The sequence below is a fragment of the Achromobacter veterisilvae genome (assembly GCF_037619525.1).
Taxonomy (GTDB): domain Bacteria; phylum Pseudomonadota; class Gammaproteobacteria; order Burkholderiales; family Burkholderiaceae_B; genus Achromobacter; species Achromobacter veterisilvae.
Map to the genome: position 1 here is coordinate 3,006,098 of NZ_CP148753.1, position 19,134 is coordinate 3,025,231.

The following is a 19,134-nucleotide window of genomic DNA, read 5'->3' on the forward strand; positions in this document are numbered from 1 at the left end:
GTTCTATGTGTTGCGGATTACTCGAGGTTGCCAGGCAGGGGCGGCTTGCTGAGCCGCGGCCGCCTGCCTGGCACCGATGACATTTGCGCGGACAATGACGGGGCGCCCGCGCGCGCTGACGACGAAAGGTATGCCGGCGGTGCGCAGCCATTCGATCTGCAATTCTTCCCTGGTGACCTTGCGGCCGCCGACCGTGCGCCCCGTCCGTATATCGGACATTTCGGCCACCTCTTCGGGCGACAGGAACGTGCTTTCCTCCATCAGGCCTCCTTCGCGCCGACGGGGCGAAACTCCACCACCCAAACCCAGGGGTTTGCGTCCCAGGCGCCGGCGCCGTTGATCTGTTCCCACAGCGCGCGGAACATGGCGCGCGGCAGGGACTCGCCGGGTGGCACGGTCATGGGCACTTCGGCAGCCGAGGGATTCAGGCCGACACCTTCGGCCAGGGCATCCATGTGGTTGATGGCCTGGAGCCGTTCCACGCGCACGCGCGTGACCTCGAGCGTCAGCCGGCAGGCCCAGCGCGGCATAAACCGGGCATGGCGATACCGGCCGGGTTTGGGCGGCCCGTCATGGGGCGGCGAGCCGGTGTGCATCCAGTCACGCCTCGCGCCGTCGGCCTCGTACTGGATCGGCGCCCAGGGCACGTTGTAGCCGGCGTCCAGGCACCGGTCGGCCATTTCGCTGCCGCTGTACTTGTCCAGGTCGGTGGTGCTGCGCCAGGGCTCCCGCACCCGCAGTCGGTCGCCGGGGCGGCCATGGGGGCACGCGCGGTCAATTACATGCTGGGGCTCACGCTCCAATACCAGCGCGCCGGGGGCGTACAGGTTGCCGAGGTCGGGATGCTTTACCGGCATGGCGATTCGCCGCGTCTGCGTCTTGTCGCCGGCCAGCACGGCGCGCACCATGGGGGCGTTGAAGAGGATCAGTCGTTCTTTCACAGTTCCACCTCCCTGAACTCTTCGGGGATGACGGGGTAGTCGGCCTCTTCCCCTTTCAGCTCGACGACAACGGGCCCGTGGCGCATGTCGCCGGTCATCTTGCCGTCCAGGCTCGTGCGCTCGTGCGGACGCAGGTTGCTCCATTTGGCAATGACGTAGGGGCCAACCGCCAGCCCGCGCGGCTGGGCTCGCTCCATTGCGCCGACCGAGATATCGCGCTCGCGGCACCATTGCTCGGCCTCGCGGCAAGCTTCGAAGTTGCCGCCCAGGGTATCGAATACCTTTCTCATCGCGGCACCTCGTTCCATTCGCGGCCATCCAGCAGGCGGCCTGAAAGTGCTTTCAGCGCGCTCATGAACGCGCGGACGCATTCCGGGCAGTTTTCCGGGCCTCTGCCCACCGTATTGGAGCAACCCCTCCGGAACTCGGTCAGAATTTCTTCCAGGCTCATGGCGCGCCGCTGGCGGTCGGCCAGGACGGCCGCGCGGGCATAGGCGAGCATCTGCGAGCCGGCGAACATGGCATGACCTCGATGCTGTGGCGGGGAGGGGAGCGGCGGCAGTGCCACGGCATCGGTGTGTCGGGCGCCACCGTCAAATCCAGCATTGGCGCGGCTCTCCGGCCGATTCTGGGGCAACTGGGCGCCGTCCTTGTCCGCCTGGGGCTGCTTGAGGGCGCGGATGGCCCGAGCGGCATCGGCAGAGGTGCCGGGAACGTAGGTGTCGCCGTCTCCCGCGCCGACGGGGCGGCCGACTCGCGCAGCAGCCTGCGCCGCTTCCTCCAGCGCTGCGTTGCGCGCTTCGGCCCGGAGGGCCGCGCTATCAGCAGCAACTTCCCGCGCGACGTCCTTAAGGTCTTGCATCGTTGCGGGCTCGGCGCTGGCCCTGGGTCCGGTGTAGAGCAAAGTCCCGTCGGGCAGACAGCGATTGAACTTGGCGTGCTGGACGCGACGGCCGCCGGGCACCAAGGCCTCCATGGAATAGACATGGCCCACCGCCTCCCCGGCTACAGGGGCGCTATGCAGCTCGATGATGCGTTTCAGGTCCGACACCGTAACGCTGATCGTCTGCGGGCCTTCATCGGCGGGGTCCAGTTCGCACACGTCGCGGATGATTGCAGCCGTGTCGGCTACAGGGGCGCTTGCCAGGGCGGCAGGGTCGCCCATGCGCATCGGGCCGTTCTCGGCATTCAACTCGGCAACCAGGCGCGACGACGTTTCCCGCTCTGCGCGTAAGTCGCGCTCGGCTTCCAGGGCGCGCCGTTTCCAGATGGCCAGATCCTCGCGGGCACCCTCATAGGCGTCGGCATCCGCAGGCTTGCGCCAAAGCTGTGCGGCCAAGAACGGGTCCTTTTCCATCTGCGTCACCGAAACGCCTTGAGGGTTGCAGGCGCTGCATGGAATCGACTGCGGGTAGCCGGTCGTGTGACTGGCGTACCAGCCGGGGCCGCCGCACCGTTTGCACAGCTCATCGGCTACAGGGGCGCGCAGCTTGGACAGCAGGGCCAGTGCGCCAGCCAGAACGTATTCGCCGGGCTGGGTGGCGTCAGATGGGCCGCTCATGTTGTGCGCGTGCTTGACGGCAGCGCGGATTTCGTCGCCCGTCAGCACGGGCTGGGCGGTGTTGTGCGGGTTGGTCATTTCATCCACCATTGAGCATGAGTTCGTGATACGCGGCGCGCAGCAGCTCGCGGCCGCGCCTTTTGAGCGCACCCTTTTCGTTGATCAGATCCATGTAGATCATGATGCGAGTCAGCGTGTGACCGCAGCAGTAGCCGGCCGCCTTCTTGAGCACGCCGATTTCGATCAGCTTTCGGTGATCGGCGCCACCAAAGTCCGTTCCGGCGAACGCAACGATCAAATCCTGTTCGCTGACAACCTTTGTTGTGTCGGCCATGGTCACCTCCCCGTGCCCTGGCCGCTCTGTTGGGCGGCATCCGGCGCCGGCAGGAGGTTGGCTGCCGTTGCATGCTCAAGCACGGTGCGCCCGGTGGGCAACATGATCTGGCCCAGAAACGCGCCTTCGAATGACAGGATGCCCGTCTCGATGGCCATGATCTGGCCTTTGATCCAGTCGCGCAGGATCGAATAGACGGCGACGCTCGCCACATCCATGGCCTTTTTCTCATACTGGGCCCGTGTGCCGGTGCGGCGATGGCTCCACGGGTTCTCCTTGAGCCACGCCGCCGCGTAGCCCTTCGTCGACGCCTTCACGGACACCTGGCGGCCTCGGTATTCGAACTGCACCAGCAGCTCGCCAGCGCCGTCGTCGACCATGCTGCCGAACTTGCTGCACCCGAAGGCGCGCAGCAGCTTCTGGATCTCGCCCAGTGCCTTTTCGCCGCTGGTCGAATTGCTGTAGGGCAGGGCCATCATGCCCCCCCTTTGCCCTGCTGGGCGGCGATCTGCGCATCGCCGGGGGCAGCACCGGGGCGAAAGGTAAATAGCAACTCCTGCACCGCGCTCCGAAACAGACTCCCATTACTACTGGCTGCGTGAACCATATCGAACACGGTGAGGGCAGGGATAGCGACCTTTCCGTCGATAATCGGGAACGGGCCAGCAATTCCGGTCCGGGCGAAGTCGATCAAGACTTCCTGCGCGCCAGCCGTGGAAGCGGGGGGAGGGGGAGCCGCGGCGATCATGGCGGCGTAGCATAAGCGGGCCTTGTGTGCAGCCTTTTGGCAGCCCGTCATGGCTTCGTAGCGTTTCCATTCTTGTTCCGAAGAAAATGCCAGGTCAGGCGCTGATTCGAAGCCAGCAACGACCATCGTTTCGGTCGGCTCAATTGGCACCAGCTTGAAGCCGGCGGGGATCATGGTCATGTCAGGCTCCCTTGAGGTTGGGCCAGCGCGGCCAGAAGCAGTACATCGTCCGTCCAGGCCGGGTACGTCGGCTCGCCGCCGGCGTGCGTCTCCTGACCGTAGATCGCCCGCGTTTCCTGCGCGAGCTTGGTCAGGCGCGCCGCCGCCGCCCGCAGTTTCGGCGCCGGGCAGGTCGGGCTGTCCAGCGCGCCATGGGTGATGACGCCGGCCTGGCGCAAGTCGGCGTCCAGCCGGTCGATAACGTGGAGCGCGGTGCGCAGGTCTTCACGGCGCACCCGGCAGGTGTTCGGGTTCTCTCCCGTGGCCGGCGCCCCGTAGGACGCTTCGCGCAGGCGTGCGATGCTGGTGTGAAAGCTCATGCTGCGAGTTCCCTCCAGGTGACGACGTTGCTCGCCGCGGCGATGAGCGGCGGCTGAACGGCCGCGGCGCGCGCGGCGATGGTGCGCATGGCCAGGTCGTAATGCATCGGGCGACGCGCCACGGGCCGGTAGGGCGGCGGCGTGGCGCCGGCGCGGCTGATATCCAGAAAGCGCCGGAGAAAGGGCAGCAGGGCGGCAGGCGTGGACGCCGGCGCGGTCCAGCCCGTGCGCTCGGCGATCATGTCGGCCATCTGCGCGACGGTGGTCGAGCCCTTCACGGGCGCGCCGATCCGGCGCAGTTGCTCGGCGGTCATTCGGCGCGCGGCCTGCATTTCGGTGGAGTGGTAGCGGGCGGCCGTCATACGGCCTCCGCGCTCGGGCCGAACTCGGCGTCAACCAACGCGCCGGGTGCCCCGTTGCGCATGTCCTGGATGGCGAAATAGACGTCCATGCAGCCGCGGACGTCGGCCATGGCGCTGTGGGCGTTCTCCAGGGGTTTGCCGGTGAAGAACTGCACCGCCTCGCTCAGGTTCGGGGTCTTGTAGTGCGTGCGGTTGGCGGCCAGCATCTTTGCCGTGGGGGGGCACTTCACAATAGGCGTTGCCAGGCGCGCGGTGCATTCCGCGGTGCCAGACTTCCACTGGTCCAGGTCGTGGTCCAACTCGCCGGCGCGGTGCTGGGCAATCCGGACGATGCGGGCGTCGAACGACTCGTTGTGCGCGATCCGCGTGCGCCCGCCCCACAGTTCCAGGAACATGAAAAGGGCCAGGGATTCCGGCACGCCGACCGCCGCGGCATGTTCGGTGGTGATGCCATGGACGGCGGCGACCTCGTCCGGAATGATCCAACCATCCGGCCGCACGATGACGTCCATGCTGGCGATCGTTTCGCGACTGTCCATGTCCACCAGGGCCGCCGCCAATTGGACAATGTGCGGCTGGTCGGGGTGCTCGGACGGATCCTTGAACAGGGGCAGGCCGGTCGTTTCGGTGTCGTAGAAGAATTTCAGGTTTTGCATGTTGTGGTTCTCTCTTAGGCGGCGGCGCGGAGCTTCGGCTGCTCGGTGGTGCCGTTGTCGATCCAGAAGGTGGTGAAGGCGTCGGAGGGCGCTGCCGGCGCGGCCTTGAGCGTGCCCAGCACCAAGATGGTGTCCAGGTGGCCGTCGGCGCCCAGGGCATCGAGCATGCCCAGCGCGTCGCCGCGGCCGGGCAGATCCAGGCAGTCGAAGCGGTCCAGGATCAGCATGCGCAGGCCGGAGATTTCGGCCAGCGCGGCGCCGACCATGGCGTCCACGCGCCAGCGCTCCGATTCCGACAGGAGCCGGTACGGCCGGCCGCCCCAGGTGATGGTCATGTCGCCGGACACGGCGGGCGCGAGCCAGCCGGCCAACTCGGCCAGTTCCGCCAGCTTGGCGTTGAAGGGCTGCAGGGCCTCGGCCAGAATCTCACCCGGAATGCCGTCAGGCGACAGTGCGTCGCTGATCGCCAGCCACGCCAGGACGTTGCCGTGGTAGCGCGTAGCATTCGCAGTACGCTCCGCGGCGCTGGCCGCGGCCTGCTTGGCATTCATCACGGCTTGCACGCGGTCGTCCACCGCCTTGCGCTCGGCGCGCAACGCGGTCACCTTGGCGCGCGCGGCCTCCACGTCGGCGGGCTGGATCACCTCCGGCGCGCCCTCGTCCTGCAGTTGGGCGGCTGCCGCTTCGGCCGCAGCGATGTCGCGGCGGTCGTTTTCGACGCTGCGCGCCATCATGTCGCGGGCCCCAATGGCCTTGGGCAGCGCGGCCGAGGCCTCGGCGTCGCCGATGGCACCGATCTTGCCGAATTGATGCTCATACTGTGTGAGGGCAACCAAGGACTTGCCGTGCAGGGTCACCGAGAAATGATCGTGGGCCAGCGTGTCGAAAGCCTCTCCCAAGCATTCCGCAAGCGCGTGCACAAGTCCGACGCGCGGCCCGGTACCGGCCTTAGCCTCCAACTCGTTCACGCGCGCGGTCAGCTTGCCGTGTTCTTCCTGGTCGAAGTGCAGCTTGTCGCGCAGCGCCGGCAGCTTGGCGGCTTGTGCCTGGCGGGCCGCGACCTGGTCGCGCGCCGCGGCATAGGTGGCTGCCTTCTGCTCCAGCGCGCCCAGGGCCTTGGTGTTCTGTTCCAGCTTGGCGTCCACGCCGGCCAGCGCCGCGCGCTCGCCAACCAGGGCGGCCTGGTCGAACGGCGGCACGTCCGCGGCCCAGACCTCGGCCTTCTGGCTGCCCCATTGCTCGCCGGTGGCGGCCTTCCATGCCCCCTTGGCCTCGGTGGCCTGCTGCTTTGCATACTCGGCGCCGGCGGCGAAGCCGCTGCGCAAGATCGGCTTGATCCCAGGGACCAGGAGAGGGTCGCACCCGCGGGCAAGCAGGCGGCGCTCGATCTCGTCGGCCTTCACGTTCGTTCCCGTCAGCGCGAACAGCAGGGTGCGGCGCTCGTCCGGCTTGGCCGCGGCGAACCGCTCCGGTGCCAGCACATACGGCAAGGCGGGAGATTGCGGCACGAGGGCTTCGCCCGATTGCGTGCCCTTCGGCAGGCTGATACCGACGGTGCCTCCGTCCAGGTCCAGCGCGACGGCGCCGACCTTCGCGCCCTCGGTCACCAGGGCGCCGAATTCCTTTTTCAGGCCCACGCGCTCGGGCGCGCCCAGGAACGCGAGGCGCACGGCCTCGGCGATGCTGGACTTGCCGGCGCCGTTCGAGCCGGCGATCAGCGCCACCGGCGTGCCCAGCTCCAGGTCCACGGCGCGCACGCCCTGGAAGTTCTCGATGGTGATACGGTTGATTCGCATGTTCGCTCCTTAGGCGCGCAGCTCGCGGCTGCCGTTGGACTGCATGGCCGTGACCAGCCCGGCAAGCTCCATGGATTCCAGGAGACGGGCGGCGCGGTTGTAGCCGATGCGTAGATGGCGCTGGACGAGGGAAATTGAGGGGCGGCCGTGCCTGCGCACCACCATGACGGCCTCGGTGTAGAGCGGGTCGATAGCGTCGCCGGCGTCGTCGCTGTCATCGTCGCCTTCGAGCGGCAACTGGCCCGCCGTCGGCGCGGTCGCGGCGGATTCCTGGAGTAGCTTCTCGCCGCCCAGCGCGTAGACCAGCTCGGCCAGCAGCTTGGCGATTTCGCCGGCCATCAGCAGAAATTCCGCGTCGAAGACTTCGGCGTCGGTGTCGCTGGCCGGGTGGTTCTCTTTCAGCACGTCCAGCGCGCGGATCTTGCGGATGTCCAGGTCTTCGGTCAGCTCAAAGGAGATCCTGTCGGCCCAGGTCATGGCCAGGCGGGTGCATTGCTTGCCGGACTGGATGTGGCGGCGCACGTCGTCGGCGTCAATGGAGTGCTTGACGTAGCGGATGGCCGCGCCGCTTTCGCCCGACGCGCGCAGTTCTGCGTCCTGGTCGATGCTGAAGTTGGCCGGGGCCTCGTCTTCGGCCAGCCAGCCGGTCATGGCGGACGCCGGCGACTGCGCCACGTACAAGTTCTCGAGCGGGAAGGGGTCGATGGCCTTGGCCAGGAGCCCGATGACCGTATCCGCTTTGGACGGCGTGCTGGTGTCGATGATCAGCCAGCGTTCGACGGGGTCGATCCACAGGCGGATATCGTCGTACTGCGTCAAGGCCGTGGGCAGCTTCTCGTCGATGATCTGCTCGCGTATCTCCTTCATCTGCTTGCGGCCGGGTTTGTAGCCCTGCTGTTCCTCGATCTCGCGGGCGCGGGCGGCCGCGGCCTGGTTGATGGCCTTGCCGGGCAGCAGCTTGGATTCGGCGCGCAGCGTCAGGATGATCTTGCCGGTGACGGCGTGGGCCAGGTCGGCACCCTCGCGCGGCGGCACCCAGCCGATCGACTCGCGTTGCAACTGGCCGGCGGGCACGTAAGCATGAGCCGCCAGGTTCTCGTTCAGGGCGTCGAGGTTCCAGAAGGGCAGCGCGGACGTGAGCCGGTAGATCTTTGCGTTCTTGAACATGGCGGCGTCCCCTTATTCCGGCGCGGCCATGCGGCGGCGGGTGGTGCCCGCCGGGCGCTGCTGCTGTTGCTGCTGCGCCTGCGCTTGCTGCTGGGCGTGCTGCTCAGCCTGCCGGACCATGGCAATGCGCCGCTCCTGGTAGATCTGGTGCAGGCGCGCGCGCTGGCCCAGGTCCAGCACGCCGTCGATCGAGTCGCTGGCCAGGTCCAGGACCTGGACGTCCTTGGCGTTGAGGATCTGCGATTCGACCTTGGCCGGGTCCAGGCCCGGATCTTCGGCGCCGGCGCCCGGCAGTGCGCCCTGCTGGCCGCCGGCCGGCTCCGCCTCGGCGGCAGGGGCGGCCGCTGCCGCGTCCTGCGCCGGGTTACCGGCCTCGGCTTGCGCCTTCGCGGGGGAGGTGTCGGTGTGTGCGGCGGGGTCGCGGGCTTCCAGGTCCGTCGCATTGGCCTGCGCTGCCGCGGGCTGACGCTGGGCCGGCTGGGCGGTTTGGCGCAGCTCATCCACGTTGACGCTGATGGTGCCGTCGGGCGCGGTGGTGGCCTCGATGATGTCCTGGGCTTCCTCGACCGTTTGCAGGCCCATCAGCAGCTCGGGCGCGTAGAGCTTGCCGAAGAATGACGCCGTGCGGTACCGCAGCATGACCTCGTCCATGGTCTGCCACTTGCTGCCGTTCTTCGTGTACCAGCCTTCGAGCACGGCCATCTCGATCGACACGGCCGGCGACTCGATCACCTCGCCGGTCTCCTTCTCGATCGCCCAGGCCACGCACACCTTGTCGTTGATCTTGACCTTCTCGACCTTCGTGTGCCGCTGGTTGTTCTCCCAATAGGTCGACTTGTATTCGACCTCGCGCTCACCGCGGCTTTCGATGCGAAAACGCAGGGGCGAAAAACGGCCGCAGCCGTTGATCGCGGCGATGATCCACTGCGACGACCAGGAAGGCCGGCCCTCTACGATGTAGAGGTTCTGCATCACCATCAGCGGGTCGGCGCCCATGCGCTGCGCCATGTTCAGCGCGACGACCGAATTCGCAAGGGCGTTCGGATTTTCGCGGCTTTCCTTGACATTGCCGTAGCGGTCCAGCTTCTCGATCGTCTGGCGGTAGGCCACGGGCACAAGGGTGCTGCTGGAAAGCAGGCGGGCGGCCCGCTGCATCAGTTCGAAGCCTTGCAGGCTGCTGAAGCCAGGGGCCACGACGGGCATCTGCGACTCGGGCGCGGCGCGCAGGCTCTGGACGGTGGTGTTCTGGGTCATGATCAGTGTCCTTTCTTCTGCTGGTTGCGGTAGGCCTGGTACTCGGCGGCCGTGGCCATGGCGACGCTCTGGCGCGCCTCGGGCTCGGCATACTTGTCGTACTGCTCGACCTGGCTGACCAAGAACGAGGCCGGATCCCAGGCCAGGTGCTGGGTCACGACCGATTTGCCGGCCTGGTCTGTGCGCCGGACGTACACGTCGCGGCTGACGGGGTGAAGGGACATGCGGGGCTCCTCTGGTTATCGGAAAAGGCAGGTGGCCCAGCGTGCGCAGTACTTCGGGCTGCACAGGACGCTGGAGGGGTTCGGGGGGAAAAGGCCGGTGCGGAACATGGCCGCGGCGTGCTCGATCAGGCCGGGCTGGCCCTCGTCGCCGACCATCACGCGGCGGGCGTCGAAAATGGGGCTGACGGCGGTGGCGGCAGTGGCGCCAGTGGACAGCGCGATGATCTGGGAGCCGACCGTGCGCACCTTCTTTGTCTGCTCGTACATGAGCTGGTAGGTCCCCGTCTGCGGGGCGCGGCCCTGCGTGACGGCCTGGCCGTCCTGGATCACGCGCAAGCCGGTCTTCACGTCGGGGATGACGATGCCGCCCTCGGTTTCGGCGACCCGCGCGCGGTCCATCGTGCCGGTCAGGCGCACGACCATGCCGCGGCCGCAGTCGATATCCAGCGGGTCCAGCTTCGTTTCGACGTCGATGTACGTGAACTGCGGGGCGACATCAGCGCAGTACTTCACAAGGGCGGTCAGCGCGATGCGCTCGGCGTTTGCCAGCGTCAGGCCATCCTGGGCGTGATCGACCTCATAGGCCGGGTTGTGCAGTTCGTCGACCAGCACGTCGGCGGCCTCGTCGGGCGTGCAGGGCTTCCCCTCCAGGCGGGCCAGGTCGTAGGCGGCGGTGCCGGCGTGGACGGCCGTGCCCAGCAGCGCGCGCATGCCGGCGGGCTTCTTCATGCCCAGGATGTGCGTGCCTTCCCAGGCGTGGGCGCAGTCGAACAGGCGGCCCCAACTGGAAGCCCGCACGGTGAAAACGTTGGGTTGCATGGTGACGGCTCCGGTCATTTGGAGGCCTGCTGCTGGGCGCCGGCGCGCAGGGCGGCAGCTTCGTCTGCCTGCTGGACGTAGCCGTAGGCCAGGACGGCGGCGAGGACGGCGACGGCCGCGACGGCGTCGTCGCGATCGAGGATGGCGAGGAGGCGGCGGATCATTGGACGTCTCCCTCGGCCGGCGACGGGAAGCAGCCTTCGACGTCGCGGCGCTCCTGATAGGCGCGGTGCTGTCCGGTGCGAGCCTCCTGCTTGCGGGCCTTGCAGGACTTCGAGCAGAAGCGAGCCCAGCCGCGGGCGCGGTCGGCCGTCCGGGCAGTGAAGGTGCCGCCGCATGCCTGGCATTTGTATTGGGCGGTGGAGGTCATTGCTGCCCCCCCTTGGCCTTGGCGATGGCGGCGCGCCCGACAGCTACAGCAGCTTCCACGCGGGGTCCGCGCTGATAGGCCACGTCCATACCAAGCAGCGCTTCCAACGCCTCCAGCAGCTCCGGCGCGGCGATGGCCCGGAGCGCGGCCGCCGCGATGGCGTGGCTGGAACCATTGCCATGGGCGTACTGCTGGCAAGCGGCCTGGAATGCCTTGTCGAGCGCGGCCCGCTCGATCATGCGGTCGGCGCTCATGCGTGCCTCGCATAGTCGGAGTCGGGCACGATGATGACATCGCCGCGGATCTGGTGGGGAACGCCGCGGGCGTCCTGGTACAGGCGCGTGGCCGCCGGGTTGACGGGCAGATTTTTCGACACGCCGTCGTCGTCGACCAACATGACGTGCACGCGGTCGGCCAGGCTGACGGTGTCCAGGGCGTCGGCGCCGATCATCTGGCACACGTCAGCCAGCGCGTGCGGGCCGTGCAGCTCGGCTTCGGCGCCGTCGGCGCGGATCAGCTTGCGGATGGGCTTCATGATTGCGCCTCCCGCTCGGCGTCGAGCGCGGCCTGGGCGATCTGCGCCAGTTCGGTGTCGCGGTTCAGGTAGCCGGTGGCGCCGCCCGCGACCTGAGCTAGGGCGGTGCGCAGGCGGGCGTTGGCCAGGCGCAACTGGTAGTACTTCGCCTGCAGCACCGCCTCGCTGACCATCTTGGGCTGGTCGTGTTCAGAGGCGACATAGGGCCGGCCCTGCAGCGCGGCTTCGGCGCGGCTGGCGATCCAGCGCAGGCGGCGCGTCTGCGTCGAGCTGGCCCGCGCGGTGCGCATGATGTGGTCCAGGGCATCCTGCAAGATGTCCGCAGTGGACGGCAGGGGGATAGGGGCGTTCATAACGGGCGGTTCTCCAGGGTGGGCGCCACGCCGGCGCTGACCTGCCGCGAGGGCATGCAGTCGAACGTGACGCGGGTGGTGGGCGGGAAGACGGCCAGGACGTCGAGGCATTCGGCCTGGGTGGCGAAGCGCTCGATCACCATGACGGGCGGGCGGTCGTGGGTGGCGGGCAGGAAGGCCAGCAGGACCCACAGGGTGGCGGCGGTCATGCGCGGCTCCCGAGCTGGGCGCGGCATACGTCGGCGGCGCGGTCGGCCTGGTCGTGGCCGAACATGCCGAAGTGGCAGATCGACGGCGCAATCCCCAGGGCCTTCGCCAGCCAGGCGTACGCGGCGGTGCGGTTGTTCGCGAAGCGCTCCTTGGTCAGGCGCTGGAATAGGAATTTCGCGTCCTTGCGCGCCTTGATGGTCTCTTTCGAGGCCATGATGCCCAGCGGCAGATCCGTGTCGGGGTGCAGGCCCACGTAGGCCTGGCACTGCGTGCAGCGATACACGTAGGGCCATTCCCCAAAAGATTGCCCGGCGTAGATGTCCCGGTTGTTGGTCAGCTTCACCGGCCCGCGGCAGCAGTGGCAGGCCGTAGGCGGCGCGATGCGATCGCGCACGCGCGCCAGGGCGCGGCGCGACACATGGGGGAGAGGGGCGGGCGCCTGCAGCTTTTGCTTGCTCCGGCTGCGCGGGTCCACGCCAAGAACGGTGATGCTCATGCTCGTGCACTCCAGGGATCAGTGCGGCGGCGATAGGCCGCGAACGCGTCGATGGCGCGGGCCATGCCGTACGCGATGGGCAAGAGGAGCAGGGCGGCGGCGATCACAGGACGGCCTTCCCGGTGTCGCGCAGCGACTTTGCGATCAGGATGCGAGCGCGCAGCAGGAGCAGGAGGCGTAACGTTTCGATGCCGTCGTCGCACCGATCCGGGGAATGGCATTCACCCCAAAACGCCGCCACTACGACGCCCGCCGCTTTCTCGGGCGGCATATCGCACTGGAACGACTCGGACCACCATTCGAGGTTTTGGCCCAGGACCGTCTCGCGCTTGCCGGCGAACATGTCGCGCAGCGCGACAAGAATGTCGGTGTCGGAGAAATTGGGATCGCGCACGGCTGCTTCGCCAGGGAAATAGCCGTGGTCCGCAGTACGGGCGGGGTCGTCGGGAAGGACGGTGAGCGCGACCATGGTCAGACCCCGGCTTCCAGTTGGTCGGCCGGGCGGGCGTAATCGAGGCCGGCGTGCCACGGCATGGTGGCGCCGCGATAGGCGAACTGCGGATCCTCCAGGGCGCCCCAGGTCTGGTCGGCCGTCTCGCCGTCCCAGGCGTCGCCGCTCCAGGCGCTGCGGTCGAAATCCGCCGCGCAGTCGATGCCGTCGTCCAGATCGAAGCAGACGGGGGCATCGTCCAGCAGCGCGGCGCCCAGGTTCGACCCGATTTCCAGCACGGCGCCGGGCGCTGCGGCGCGCAGCAGCTCAGCCAGGCGGGCCATGTATGCGGCGTAGGTGTGTTCCATGGATTTCTCCTAGCCCCGGCACCCGGGGCGGGTGGGGGTTAGGCGACGCGCGCGTCGATCGCGGCCTTGGCGCCGTTGATGCCGGCGCGTTGGTGCACGCACACGCCATCGACGACGATGTCGAAGCACTGCGGGAGACGTTGGTAGATCAGATGGCCGCGGTACTCGATCGGCTTGACGTCGGTCTCGAAGTTCGCCGGGCCGCACGCCGGGCTATGCGGCTTGTGCCAAGGATTCGTGTAGGTGGCCATGCTGTTCTCCCTGTTGCTCCCCGGTTGGGGATGCGTTGATCAACCCATATTTGGGCTGTTGGGAGAATATTGAGCCCATAAATGGGTGTTGTCAACCCATATTTGGGTTAATGGATGGAAGAAAATCCGCCCAAAGGCGGCCACGGACCACAAAAAAGCCACCCGAAGGTGGCTGGTGAATTCACTTAGGCTGTACTGCCAGGTGGGCAAAAATCTATTGCGCGTTGACCGAAGCCAAGCTGGGCGAGAATTCGCCGTTTCATCGATAGGCATTCGGGCTTAACGTCCTTGCCCTCGGCGGCGTCTTGTTCATCTTGGCACAATTGCGCAAGGCCACGTAACTGCGGCGGTTCATCAGCCTCAACCACATGGAATTCGTGGCGAAGCCGCCTGACCTCTTCTGCCGCGCCCTCCACGAGCACTGCTTGTGAAAGAATAGCGTTGAACCGACTGGCGAGGCTGCCATGTTTGCTGGCCATGCCTGGACAATCCACCACGATAGTAGCGATAGTAAACACGCCGCTGACGATCGCAGCCGTCATCGTAAATAAGTTCGCGTCGAACCCTATGGATGCGAGCGCAATCAGCGACATCGCTTTGGAAGACGCATCCAAAATTCGGTAGAAACTCTCCCGCTTTCGGTGATAGTTAATGCTGAATTTCGCGTCGTACTGGATATCGTTGATTGTGTCGCTCATGCGCTTACCGTCCGTTAGAGCTGCCTCCGGAGCCATTTCCGTTGCCGCTACCGTCTCGTCGGGGCTGAACCCGCGAGACGGTGGAATCACTGCGCTCGCCGCGCTCGATTCGACCGGGAGCCGGAGTTGGCCGTTGGTCTTGCCCGAACCCGCTATCCCTGTGGTTGGGTACCGGTGATTTTGTGTTGCCGCCAGAGCCAGGTTTTGATGCCATTATTGCTTCTCCTGTGCAAAATTGCTATGCGCCGTTTTCCGCGCTTTTGTTAATGTCCAACTGGAGCAGTTTTCCGCAAGTAATCAAGATCGGACCAACTGCCCCGCCTCATCATCCCGGCGCGTGGCGCCTATTGATACTTTCGATAGGAAGGGCTCCGGCATGTGTTCTTGCCGGTTTCCATGGAAGCCCGGACAGCCTGCAATTCGCCTTCGTCCCAAATGCCAACTCCCCAGACGGTGATGGTCACTTGAGAACGCCCGTCTGATATTTCCTTGATCTCAATTACTTCTAGCGGCTTTCCAGACGCCGGGCTGTTCACCCTTACAACTCCCTGTTTGATGTCGTGATAGAGGTTGCCCGTCACGATCTGGTCGGGTAGTTGCAGGCAGTGGCGAGGATAGGCGTCGGCTCTGCGATAGGCCTCCTGGTAAGAAGTCGGAACGTCGAACGTCTGCGTAGGGTCGGTGCCATCGTTTGATATGCCGAACGCGCATCCACCCAGGACAGCGACGGCAGCACAAAGAATTATTTTTCTCATTTCGTCACATGCTTCCTAAAAATTTGCCGCAGGACCATACAAGCGAAAGTTGCCGTGGGTCAGGCGGCTTTCTTGGGCGGGCCGCTTTTTGTAGCGGTGACCTTGTGACGTTGAACCTTGGACCGAGCGAGCGACACAACTTCGTCTCGCTCATCCGGAGGGATGAGCTGGAAGTCATCAGAGGATATCCCGGGGAGCGGCCAATCGTTTGGGGCGCGATTAGGATCTTGCCGTCGAACGCTCTCAGGGTCCGGGTGCAACAGTTCCCACGGCTCCATATCGCAGGCGCGCGCCAATTCGGCCAGGTTATCGACCTTCAGCGCCACTTCGGCGCGGCGCGCACGATCAATCGTAGACCGCCCGACGCCTGAAGCCTTCGCGGCGGCTTCGTTTGAGCCGAATTTCAGCCCTGGGCCGATGAGCCGGTTCAGATTGTCTGCAAGGATTCTCATAGCGTGTTTACCCATATTTGGGAATATGCCGGGATTTATAGCCCAAGTGTGGGTTGACGTAACCCATAAATGGGTTGAGAATGGGCGGAATGGAACATACCGAAATCCTTCCCCCCGTTCTGTCCCGGCTCCGTGAGCTCAAACACTCCGACCTCGCCGAGGTTGCGCGGCTCTCTGGTGTGCCCGAAAGCACTCTGCGAAAGCTGAGATACGGCGAGGTCAAAAACCCGCGTGTCCAAACCGTGCAAGCGCTGCGCGATTACTTCGCGGGCATCGATATGGCGCCATCCACCGAGCTCGTGGTGACTGACCATCAGGAGGCGGCGTGATGGGAAATCTCTATGCACGGTTCGTCCTGTGGCTGATCCGGCCGGCGTTGGAGCGCCATGCGCGCGAGCTAAACACCCGGCAAGACTGGGATCGTCGGTTGGCGGAATCGCTCATCAAGAGCGTTTCCCCGGCGCGGAAGGGCCTCTGATGTTGTCGATCAGCTTATCTGTCGTCTCGTGGAACGCGGACAGGTATTCCTGCTGCTGCGGGTCAAGCGCCGGAGGATTCGAGCTATTCGCGCGAGCAGCTTGCAGCAGGCTATCTGCGAATCCCCGAAGCCGCTCGCTTTCCTCTACGCGCGCGTCCTCGGTCTTGCATGCGGCCCGGATTTGCTTTCCGAGTGCGAAGGTGAGTGCGTCAAGATGGCCTTTCAGTTGCGCGTCCATGCCCAGCTCCTTTCCCAAGAACGGTGTGTGTGCGAGCCACCAGTTTACGGGGAGGGAGCAGGGCGCCCAATTTGGGGCAGGCCGTTGGGCCACCGTTGGCGCGGCGGCTTTAGTGAACCGTTACCGGCTCAGCGGACGCCGGCTCCGGACCGCACAGGTCCTGCTCGTCGCACAGGCGCGCGAACAGATGCATCACCGTCTCCTGCGTCGGATCGGGGAAGGCGCGCCATGCAATCTCCCGCGCTTCGCGCAGCAGTTCTTCCGTTTTCGTCATTCCGTTTTTCCCCCTTGTTCGCAGGAGTCGGCCGCCGCCGTCGGCGGCAGCTCGTCCTCGGGTTTTTGTTCCGCCTGAGCGGGTAGCTGCGTGACCTCGAGGCGGGCAAATAGGTGCGCGCGGGTCACGGTCTTGGGAGGTTGGTCGTTTTCCATGCATCGAAATTTAAGTCTTTATCCGGAGCCCGTCATGCGACATGAATCGCACAAAACCCTGATCGCCATTCTGCGGGAACACACGTCTGCCTGGCGCAAGTCCCAGGACTGGTCCCGCGAGACGTTGGCGGAGAGCATCGTCTGCGCGCACGAGCGCCTGAATGGCGCGGCCACCACCGGCATCCGATTCGAACCGAACACGCAGGACACCTTCGGGCGCCTGAAAGTGAACGCGGACCGCGTGTTCCGGTGGCTCGACGACGAGTCCAAGGATTCGAACCTGCTGCCGGCTAACTTCATCCCCTCCATCCTGGCCGCGATGCCGCACGACCGGCGCCGGCACTGCGTCGATGACATGCTGCGCCCGCTGGGCCTGGCCGTGCGCACGCTCGCGTTCGACGTAGAGGAAGGCCTCGCCCAGGACCAGGTGACCAATCTCATGCGCGAGCAGACCGAGGCGGCCGCCGCCGCGGTGGCGCTACTCGACGCGAAGGCCACGCCCGCGCAACTGGTGAATGCCCACCGCGAGCTGTCGGAATCCATCGTGGCCGCGCGCGGCGTTCGCGCCTCCGTGGAAAGCCAGATGGCGCGCGCCGGCGTCGACGTCCCGGCGAAGGAGGCGGATCCGTCATGATCTCCGACATCAACCATTTCCATCTGTTCTTCGGCCTGGGCGGCGGCGCGGCGGGCTTCCAAGAGGCGCGCCCCGAGATCCCGGGCCTGCAGGGCCGGATGGTCTGCGTGGGCGGCATGGACGTCGACCCGGCGGGCGCCGAGGACTTCTACCGCTTTACGGGCGTGCGCGGCACCGTGCGCGACCTGTTCGACCGCAGTCAGTACCTGGCCTTCCATGGCCGTGAGCCGGCACCTGGCTGGGTCGAGGCGACGCCGGCGGACGTGCGCGCTGCGGCACACGGCAGGGTGCCCAATATCGTGTTCCTGTCGGCGCCGTGCAAAGGATTCTCCGGCCTGCTGTCGGAGACGCGCAGCACCACGGCCAAGTATCAGGCACTGAACCGCCTGACCTTGCGCGGCGTCTGGCTGATGCTGGAGGCCTGGGCTGATGACCCGCCCGACACCATCCTGTTCGAGAACGTGCCGCGCATCGCCACGCGCGGCCGGCATCTGCTCGACCAGATCACCGGCATGTTGCGCCACTACGGCTATGTCGTACGCGAAACCACGCACGATTGCGGCGAGCTGGGCGGCCTGGCCCAGAGCCGCAAGCGCTTCCTGCTGATCGCGCGCCACGCCGAGAAGGTGCCGCCCTTCATCTACGAGCCGCCGAAGCGGCCGCTGCGCTCGGTCGGCGAGGTCCTGAGCCGCTACGGCCGGCCGGGCGACCCGGCCATGGGCCCCATGCACCGCATTCCCAGTCTGAACTGGAAAACCTGGGTGCGCCTGGCCTTCGTCGAGGCCGGCAAGGATTGGCGCAGCCTGAACCGCCTGGCTGTCGAGAACGGCCACCTGCGCGACTACCTCATCGTGCCCGAGGCGCACCATGGATTCCTGGGCGTGCAGCACTGGGAGGCGTCCAGCGGCACGATATCCAGCCGCTGCGGCCCGACCAATGGTGCCTACAGCGTCGCGGACCCCCGCCAGGAGGTCTATTCGGCCGGCTACGGCGTAAACACCTGGGAGACACCCACAGGAGCCGTGGCTGGAGAATCGCTGCCCAGCAACGGCCGGTTTGCCGTTGCAGATCCGCGCGCGCAGGACGGCGCCGCCCAATACCAGCAGTACGGCGTCATGAGCATGTCGGACACGGCCGGCGCGGTCATCGGCGTGAAGTCGCCCGGGCAGGGCACCTTCAGCGTGGCCGACCCGCGAGGCTACGGCACAGACACCCACAAGAACGTCTACCGGGTCGTGCCTTGGGAAGGCGCCGCCGGCGTCGTCAGCAGCGGTCACGGGCCCAGCTCGGGCGGCCAGGCCGTGGCGGACCCCAGGCACGCTGGCCCGGCGAAGCATTCGAACGAATTCCGCATCGTGCCCTTCGACGGCCAAGCCCGTGCTGTCACGGGTGCGCATGGCACGGGCCAATGCGTGGCGGACCCGCTGGGCGGCCGCTTGCCGGCCGAGCAGCACGGCAAGTACCCGGTGTCGGACTGGTGCGAGCATTCGCGGGCGGTCATCGCCGGCAACGCCAACGGCGCTTACGCCGTGGCCGATCCGCGCCCCGGGATGGTCCAGGACCGCGACTATCTGACCGCCGGACACTATGGCGTGGTCGACCCGGCCGAGCCGTCAGGCGCGGTATCGGCGTCCGCCTGCCACGACAACGGCCGCTGGAGCGTCGCCGACTGGAGGCTGCCGGAAGCCACCGACAAGCTGGTTTGCGTCATCCGCGCGCTGGACGGCACCTGGCACCGCCCGTTCACCACGCTCGATCTGGCCGCGCTGCAGAGCCTATATGACCCCGACGATTACGCCGAGGCCGCCGAACAGTTCGTGCTGCACGGCGGCTCGGACCAGGCCTGGCGCGAACGGATCGGCAACGCCGTTCCGAAGAAGGCCGCCCGCGCCATGGCCGAGGAAATCGGCCGCGCCATCCTGCTGTCGCGCGCCGGCGAATCCTTCCAGCTTTCGTCCACGCCCATCTGGGTGCGGCCGATTGCCACAGCGTTGGCCGTGCGCGGCGGGGAGGTCGTATGAGCGCTCAACCGGTTG

34 protein-coding genes and 1 pseudogene are annotated in these 19,134 nt (G+C 66.5%); 3 read left to right on the forward strand and 32 right to left on the reverse strand.

Annotated features, from left to right (window positions below):
* Window positions 1-3: 3 nt before the first annotated feature.
* The 29 genes and pseudogenes from WHX56_RS13905 to WHX56_RS14045 form a co-directional block, all read right to left on the reverse strand.
* The gene (locus WHX56_RS13905) at window positions 4-261 is read right to left on the reverse strand and encodes a DUF4224 domain-containing protein (RefSeq protein ID WP_338881490.1); all 258 of its coding nucleotides are present in this window, start codon (window positions 259-261) and stop codon (window positions 4-6) included.
* Window positions 261-941, reverse strand: coding sequence for a hypothetical protein (locus WHX56_RS13910; RefSeq protein WP_338881491.1), 681 nt, complete (start codon window positions 939-941; stop codon window positions 261-263). Before WHX56_RS13910 ends, WHX56_RS13905 begins: the two co-directional genes overlap by 1 nt.
* Window positions 938-1,231, reverse strand: a complete 294-nt coding sequence (locus WHX56_RS13915; RefSeq protein ID WP_338881493.1) for a hypothetical protein — start codon at window positions 1,229-1,231, stop codon at window positions 938-940. The genes WHX56_RS13910 and WHX56_RS13915 overlap by 4 nt, the downstream gene beginning before the upstream one ends.
* On the reverse strand, window positions 1,228-2,580 hold the full coding sequence (locus WHX56_RS13920) for a hypothetical protein (protein WP_338881494.1): 1,353 nt from the start codon (window positions 2,578-2,580) through the stop codon (window positions 1,228-1,230). The genes WHX56_RS13915 and WHX56_RS13920 overlap by 4 nt, the downstream gene beginning before the upstream one ends.
* 1 nt (window position 2,581) lies before the next feature.
* A complete protein-coding gene (locus WHX56_RS13925; protein WP_338881496.1) occupies window positions 2,582-2,836 on the reverse strand; it encodes a hypothetical protein in 255 nt (84 codons plus the stop codon).
* Window positions 2,837-2,838: 2 nt separating this feature from the next.
* Window positions 2,839-3,315, reverse strand: a complete 477-nt coding sequence (locus WHX56_RS13930) for a hypothetical protein (RefSeq protein ID WP_338881498.1) — start codon at window positions 3,313-3,315, stop codon at window positions 2,839-2,841.
* Entirely contained in the window at window positions 3,312-3,764 is a 453-nt protein-coding gene (locus WHX56_RS13935; RefSeq protein ID WP_338881500.1) for a hypothetical protein, read from the reverse strand. The genes WHX56_RS13930 and WHX56_RS13935 overlap by 4 nt, the downstream gene beginning before the upstream one ends.
* Entirely contained in the window at window positions 3,761-4,123 is a 363-nt protein-coding gene (locus WHX56_RS13940) for a hypothetical protein (RefSeq protein WP_338881502.1), read from the reverse strand. Before WHX56_RS13940 ends, WHX56_RS13935 begins: the two co-directional genes overlap by 4 nt.
* Window positions 4,120-4,485 carry a hypothetical protein gene (locus WHX56_RS13945; protein ID WP_338881503.1) on the reverse strand — a complete coding sequence of 122 codons (366 nt, stop codon included), beginning with the start codon at window positions 4,483-4,485 and terminating at the stop codon, window positions 4,120-4,122. Before WHX56_RS13945 ends, WHX56_RS13940 begins: the two co-directional genes overlap by 4 nt.
* Window positions 4,482-5,141, reverse strand: coding sequence for a 3'-5' exonuclease (locus WHX56_RS13950; RefSeq protein ID WP_338881504.1), 660 nt, complete (start codon window positions 5,139-5,141; stop codon window positions 4,482-4,484). The genes WHX56_RS13945 and WHX56_RS13950 overlap by 4 nt, the downstream gene beginning before the upstream one ends.
* 14 nt (window positions 5,142-5,155) lie before the next feature.
* A complete protein-coding gene (locus WHX56_RS13955) occupies window positions 5,156-6,937 on the reverse strand; it encodes an AAA family ATPase (RefSeq protein WP_338881505.1) in 1,782 nt (593 codons plus the stop codon).
* Between the two features lie 9 nt (window positions 6,938-6,946).
* Window positions 6,947-7,174 carry a DNA translocase FtsK gene (locus tag WHX56_RS13960; RefSeq protein WP_338881780.1) on the reverse strand — a complete coding sequence of 76 codons (228 nt, stop codon included), beginning with the start codon at window positions 7,172-7,174 and terminating at the stop codon, window positions 6,947-6,949.
* Between the two features lie 36 nt (window positions 7,175-7,210).
* Window positions 7,211-8,104 (reverse strand): annotated as a pseudogene (locus WHX56_RS13965) (recombination-associated protein RdgC); the annotation flags it as partial.
* 12 nt (window positions 8,105-8,116) lie between these two features.
* Complete coding sequence (locus WHX56_RS13970) at window positions 8,117-9,358, reverse strand: hypothetical protein (protein ID WP_338881506.1); 1,242 nt, start codon at window positions 9,356-9,358, stop codon at window positions 8,117-8,119.
* A 2-nt stretch (window positions 9,359-9,360) separates the two neighbouring features.
* Complete coding sequence (locus tag WHX56_RS13975; RefSeq protein ID WP_338881508.1) at window positions 9,361-9,582, reverse strand: hypothetical protein; 222 nt, start codon at window positions 9,580-9,582, stop codon at window positions 9,361-9,363.
* A 15-nt stretch (window positions 9,583-9,597) separates the two neighbouring features.
* Window positions 9,598-10,401: a RecB family exonuclease gene (locus WHX56_RS13980; protein ID WP_338881509.1), complete on the reverse strand. Its 804-nt coding sequence runs from the start codon at window positions 10,399-10,401 to the stop codon at window positions 9,598-9,600.
* 14 nt (window positions 10,402-10,415) lie between these two features.
* Complete coding sequence (locus WHX56_RS13985) at window positions 10,416-10,565, reverse strand: hypothetical protein (protein ID WP_338881511.1); 150 nt, start codon at window positions 10,563-10,565, stop codon at window positions 10,416-10,418.
* Window positions 10,562-10,771, reverse strand: coding sequence for a hypothetical protein (locus WHX56_RS13990; RefSeq protein WP_338881513.1), 210 nt, complete (start codon window positions 10,769-10,771; stop codon window positions 10,562-10,564). Before WHX56_RS13990 ends, WHX56_RS13985 begins: the two co-directional genes overlap by 4 nt.
* Window positions 10,768-11,025, reverse strand: a complete 258-nt coding sequence (locus WHX56_RS13995; RefSeq protein ID WP_338881514.1) for a hypothetical protein — start codon at window positions 11,023-11,025, stop codon at window positions 10,768-10,770. Before WHX56_RS13995 ends, WHX56_RS13990 begins: the two co-directional genes overlap by 4 nt.
* Window positions 11,022-11,306: a DUF3846 domain-containing protein gene (locus WHX56_RS14000; RefSeq protein ID WP_338881515.1), complete on the reverse strand. Its 285-nt coding sequence runs from the start codon at window positions 11,304-11,306 to the stop codon at window positions 11,022-11,024. Before WHX56_RS14000 ends, WHX56_RS13995 begins: the two co-directional genes overlap by 4 nt.
* The gene (locus WHX56_RS14005) at window positions 11,303-11,659 is read right to left on the reverse strand and encodes a hypothetical protein (protein WP_338881517.1); all 357 of its coding nucleotides are present in this window, start codon (window positions 11,657-11,659) and stop codon (window positions 11,303-11,305) included. Before WHX56_RS14005 ends, WHX56_RS14000 begins: the two co-directional genes overlap by 4 nt.
* Window positions 11,656-11,868 carry a hypothetical protein gene (locus tag WHX56_RS14010; RefSeq protein WP_338881519.1) on the reverse strand — a complete coding sequence of 71 codons (213 nt, stop codon included), beginning with the start codon at window positions 11,866-11,868 and terminating at the stop codon, window positions 11,656-11,658. Before WHX56_RS14010 ends, WHX56_RS14005 begins: the two co-directional genes overlap by 4 nt.
* Window positions 11,865-12,365, reverse strand: a complete 501-nt coding sequence (locus WHX56_RS14015) for a zinc-finger-containing protein (RefSeq protein WP_338881521.1) — start codon at window positions 12,363-12,365, stop codon at window positions 11,865-11,867. The genes WHX56_RS14010 and WHX56_RS14015 overlap by 4 nt, the downstream gene beginning before the upstream one ends.
* Before the next feature lie 103 nt (window positions 12,366-12,468).
* Window positions 12,469-12,834, reverse strand: coding sequence for a hypothetical protein (locus WHX56_RS14020; RefSeq protein ID WP_338881522.1), 366 nt, complete (start codon window positions 12,832-12,834; stop codon window positions 12,469-12,471).
* Between the two features lie 2 nt (window positions 12,835-12,836).
* Window positions 12,837-13,163 (reverse strand): hypothetical protein, encoded by a 327-nt coding sequence (locus WHX56_RS14025; protein WP_338881524.1) that lies wholly within the window; start codon window positions 13,161-13,163, stop codon window positions 12,837-12,839.
* Between the two features lie 38 nt (window positions 13,164-13,201).
* On the reverse strand, window positions 13,202-13,414 hold the full coding sequence (locus tag WHX56_RS14030; RefSeq protein WP_338881526.1) for a hypothetical protein: 213 nt from the start codon (window positions 13,412-13,414) through the stop codon (window positions 13,202-13,204).
* 185 nt (window positions 13,415-13,599) lie between these two features.
* Window positions 13,600-14,112, reverse strand: a complete 513-nt coding sequence (locus tag WHX56_RS14035) for a hypothetical protein (RefSeq protein ID WP_338881527.1) — start codon at window positions 14,110-14,112, stop codon at window positions 13,600-13,602.
* 344 nt (window positions 14,113-14,456) lie between these two features.
* Window positions 14,457-14,867, reverse strand: a complete 411-nt coding sequence (locus WHX56_RS14040) for a BPTD_2524 family lipoprotein (RefSeq protein WP_338881529.1) — start codon at window positions 14,865-14,867, stop codon at window positions 14,457-14,459.
* A gap of 59 nt (window positions 14,868-14,926) precedes the next feature.
* Entirely contained in the window at window positions 14,927-15,319 is a 393-nt protein-coding gene (locus WHX56_RS14045) for a helix-turn-helix transcriptional regulator (RefSeq protein ID WP_338881530.1), read from the reverse strand.
* Between the two features lie 89 nt (window positions 15,320-15,408).
* Between WHX56_RS14045 and WHX56_RS14050 the strand changes: the two genes are divergently transcribed.
* Window positions 15,409-15,648: a helix-turn-helix transcriptional regulator gene (locus WHX56_RS14050; protein WP_338881531.1), complete on the forward strand. Its 240-nt coding sequence runs from the start codon at window positions 15,409-15,411 to the stop codon at window positions 15,646-15,648.
* Between the two features lie 114 nt (window positions 15,649-15,762).
* Here the strand turns inward: WHX56_RS14050 and WHX56_RS14055 are convergent, their stop codons facing one another.
* The 3 genes from WHX56_RS14055 to WHX56_RS14065 all read right to left on the reverse strand — a co-directional run bounded on the left by WHX56_RS14055 (window position 15,763) and on the right by WHX56_RS14065 (window position 16,464).
* Window positions 15,763-16,035, reverse strand: a complete 273-nt coding sequence (locus WHX56_RS14055; RefSeq protein WP_338881532.1) for a hypothetical protein — start codon at window positions 16,033-16,035, stop codon at window positions 15,763-15,765.
* Window positions 16,036-16,144: 109 nt separating this feature from the next.
* Window positions 16,145-16,309 (reverse strand): hypothetical protein, encoded by a 165-nt coding sequence (locus WHX56_RS14060; protein ID WP_338881533.1) that lies wholly within the window; start codon window positions 16,307-16,309, stop codon window positions 16,145-16,147.
* Window positions 16,306-16,464 (reverse strand): hypothetical protein, encoded by a 159-nt coding sequence (locus WHX56_RS14065; protein ID WP_338881534.1) that lies wholly within the window; start codon window positions 16,462-16,464, stop codon window positions 16,306-16,308. The genes WHX56_RS14060 and WHX56_RS14065 overlap by 4 nt, the downstream gene beginning before the upstream one ends.
* A gap of 34 nt (window positions 16,465-16,498) precedes the next feature.
* Here WHX56_RS14065 and WHX56_RS14070 point away from each other — a divergent pair, with 34 nt between their 5' ends.
* On the forward strand, window positions 16,499-17,098 hold the full coding sequence (locus tag WHX56_RS14070) for a hypothetical protein (protein ID WP_338881535.1): 600 nt from the start codon (window positions 16,499-16,501) through the stop codon (window positions 17,096-17,098).
* Window positions 17,095-19,119 (forward strand): DNA cytosine methyltransferase, encoded by a 2,025-nt coding sequence (locus WHX56_RS14075; protein WP_338881536.1) that lies wholly within the window; start codon window positions 17,095-17,097, stop codon window positions 19,117-19,119. Before WHX56_RS14070 ends, WHX56_RS14075 begins: the two co-directional genes overlap by 4 nt.
* The last annotated feature ends 15 nt before the right edge of the window (window positions 19,120-19,134 follow it).

Coding starts and splice junctions, on each gene's coding strand:
- WHX56_RS13905 (WP_338881490.1), bottom strand. CDS start 261: ATGGAGGAAAGCACGTTCCTGTCGCCCGAAGAGGTGGCCGAAATGTCC.
- WHX56_RS13915 (WP_338881493.1), bottom strand. CDS start 1,231: ATGAGAAAGGTATTCGATACCCTGGGCGGCAACTTCGAAGCTTGCCGC.
- WHX56_RS13920 (WP_338881494.1), bottom strand. CDS start 2,580: ATGACCAACCCGCACAACACCGCCCAGCCCGTGCTGACGGGCGACGAA.
- WHX56_RS13925 (WP_338881496.1), bottom strand. CDS start 2,836: ATGGCCGACACAACAAAGGTTGTCAGCGAACAGGATTTGATCGTTGCG.
- WHX56_RS13930 (WP_338881498.1), bottom strand. CDS start 3,315: ATGATGGCCCTGCCCTACAGCAATTCGACCAGCGGCGAAAAGGCACTG.
- WHX56_RS13935 (WP_338881500.1), bottom strand. CDS start 3,764: ATGACCATGATCCCCGCCGGCTTCAAGCTGGTGCCAATTGAGCCGACC.
- WHX56_RS13940 (WP_338881502.1), bottom strand. CDS start 4,123: ATGAGCTTTCACACCAGCATCGCACGCCTGCGCGAAGCGTCCTACGGG.
- WHX56_RS13945 (WP_338881503.1), bottom strand. CDS start 4,485: ATGACGGCCGCCCGCTACCACTCCACCGAAATGCAGGCCGCGCGCCGA.
- WHX56_RS13950 (WP_338881504.1), bottom strand. CDS start 5,141: ATGCAAAACCTGAAATTCTTCTACGACACCGAAACGACCGGCCTGCCC.
- WHX56_RS13955 (WP_338881505.1), bottom strand. CDS start 6,937: ATGCGAATCAACCGTATCACCATCGAGAACTTCCAGGGCGTGCGCGCC.
- WHX56_RS13970 (WP_338881506.1), bottom strand. CDS start 9,358: ATGACCCAGAACACCACCGTCCAGAGCCTGCGCGCCGCGCCCGAGTCG.
- WHX56_RS13975 (WP_338881508.1), bottom strand. CDS start 9,582: ATGTCCCTTCACCCCGTCAGCCGCGACGTGTACGTCCGGCGCACAGAC.
- WHX56_RS13980 (WP_338881509.1), bottom strand. CDS start 10,401: ATGCAACCCAACGTTTTCACCGTGCGGGCTTCCAGTTGGGGCCGCCTG.
- WHX56_RS13985 (WP_338881511.1), bottom strand. CDS start 10,565: ATGATCCGCCGCCTCCTCGCCATCCTCGATCGCGACGACGCCGTCGCG.
- WHX56_RS13990 (WP_338881513.1), bottom strand. CDS start 10,771: ATGACCTCCACCGCCCAATACAAATGCCAGGCATGCGGCGGCACCTTC.
- WHX56_RS13995 (WP_338881514.1), bottom strand. CDS start 11,025: ATGAGCGCCGACCGCATGATCGAGCGGGCCGCGCTCGACAAGGCATTC.
- WHX56_RS14000 (WP_338881515.1), bottom strand. CDS start 11,306: ATGAAGCCCATCCGCAAGCTGATCCGCGCCGACGGCGCCGAAGCCGAG.
- WHX56_RS14005 (WP_338881517.1), bottom strand. CDS start 11,659: ATGAACGCCCCTATCCCCCTGCCGTCCACTGCGGACATCTTGCAGGAT.
- WHX56_RS14010 (WP_338881519.1), bottom strand. CDS start 11,868: ATGACCGCCGCCACCCTGTGGGTCCTGCTGGCCTTCCTGCCCGCCACC.
- WHX56_RS14015 (WP_338881521.1), bottom strand. CDS start 12,365: ATGAGCATCACCGTTCTTGGCGTGGACCCGCGCAGCCGGAGCAAGCAA.
- WHX56_RS14020 (WP_338881522.1), bottom strand. CDS start 12,834: ATGGTCGCGCTCACCGTCCTTCCCGACGACCCCGCCCGTACTGCGGAC.
- WHX56_RS14025 (WP_338881524.1), bottom strand. CDS start 13,163: ATGGAACACACCTACGCCGCATACATGGCCCGCCTGGCTGAGCTGCTG.
- WHX56_RS14030 (WP_338881526.1), bottom strand. CDS start 13,414: ATGGCCACCTACACGAATCCTTGGCACAAGCCGCATAGCCCGGCGTGC.
- WHX56_RS14035 (WP_338881527.1), bottom strand. CDS start 14,112: ATGAGCGACACAATCAACGATATCCAGTACGACGCGAAATTCAGCATT.
- WHX56_RS14040 (WP_338881529.1), bottom strand. CDS start 14,867: ATGAGAAAAATAATTCTTTGTGCTGCCGTCGCTGTCCTGGGTGGATGC.
- WHX56_RS14045 (WP_338881530.1), bottom strand. CDS start 15,319: ATGAGAATCCTTGCAGACAATCTGAACCGGCTCATCGGCCCAGGGCTG.
- WHX56_RS14050 (WP_338881531.1), top strand. CDS start 15,409: ATGGAACATACCGAAATCCTTCCCCCCGTTCTGTCCCGGCTCCGTGAG.
- WHX56_RS14055 (WP_338881532.1), bottom strand. CDS start 16,035: ATGGACGCGCAACTGAAAGGCCATCTTGACGCACTCACCTTCGCACTC.
- WHX56_RS14060 (WP_338881533.1), bottom strand. CDS start 16,309: ATGACGAAAACGGAAGAACTGCTGCGCGAAGCGCGGGAGATTGCATGG.
- WHX56_RS14065 (WP_338881534.1), bottom strand. CDS start 16,464: ATGGAAAACGACCAACCTCCCAAGACCGTGACCCGCGCGCACCTATTT.
- WHX56_RS14070 (WP_338881535.1), top strand. CDS start 16,499: ATGCGACATGAATCGCACAAAACCCTGATCGCCATTCTGCGGGAACAC.
- WHX56_RS14075 (WP_338881536.1), top strand. CDS start 17,095: ATGATCTCCGACATCAACCATTTCCATCTGTTCTTCGGCCTGGGCGGC.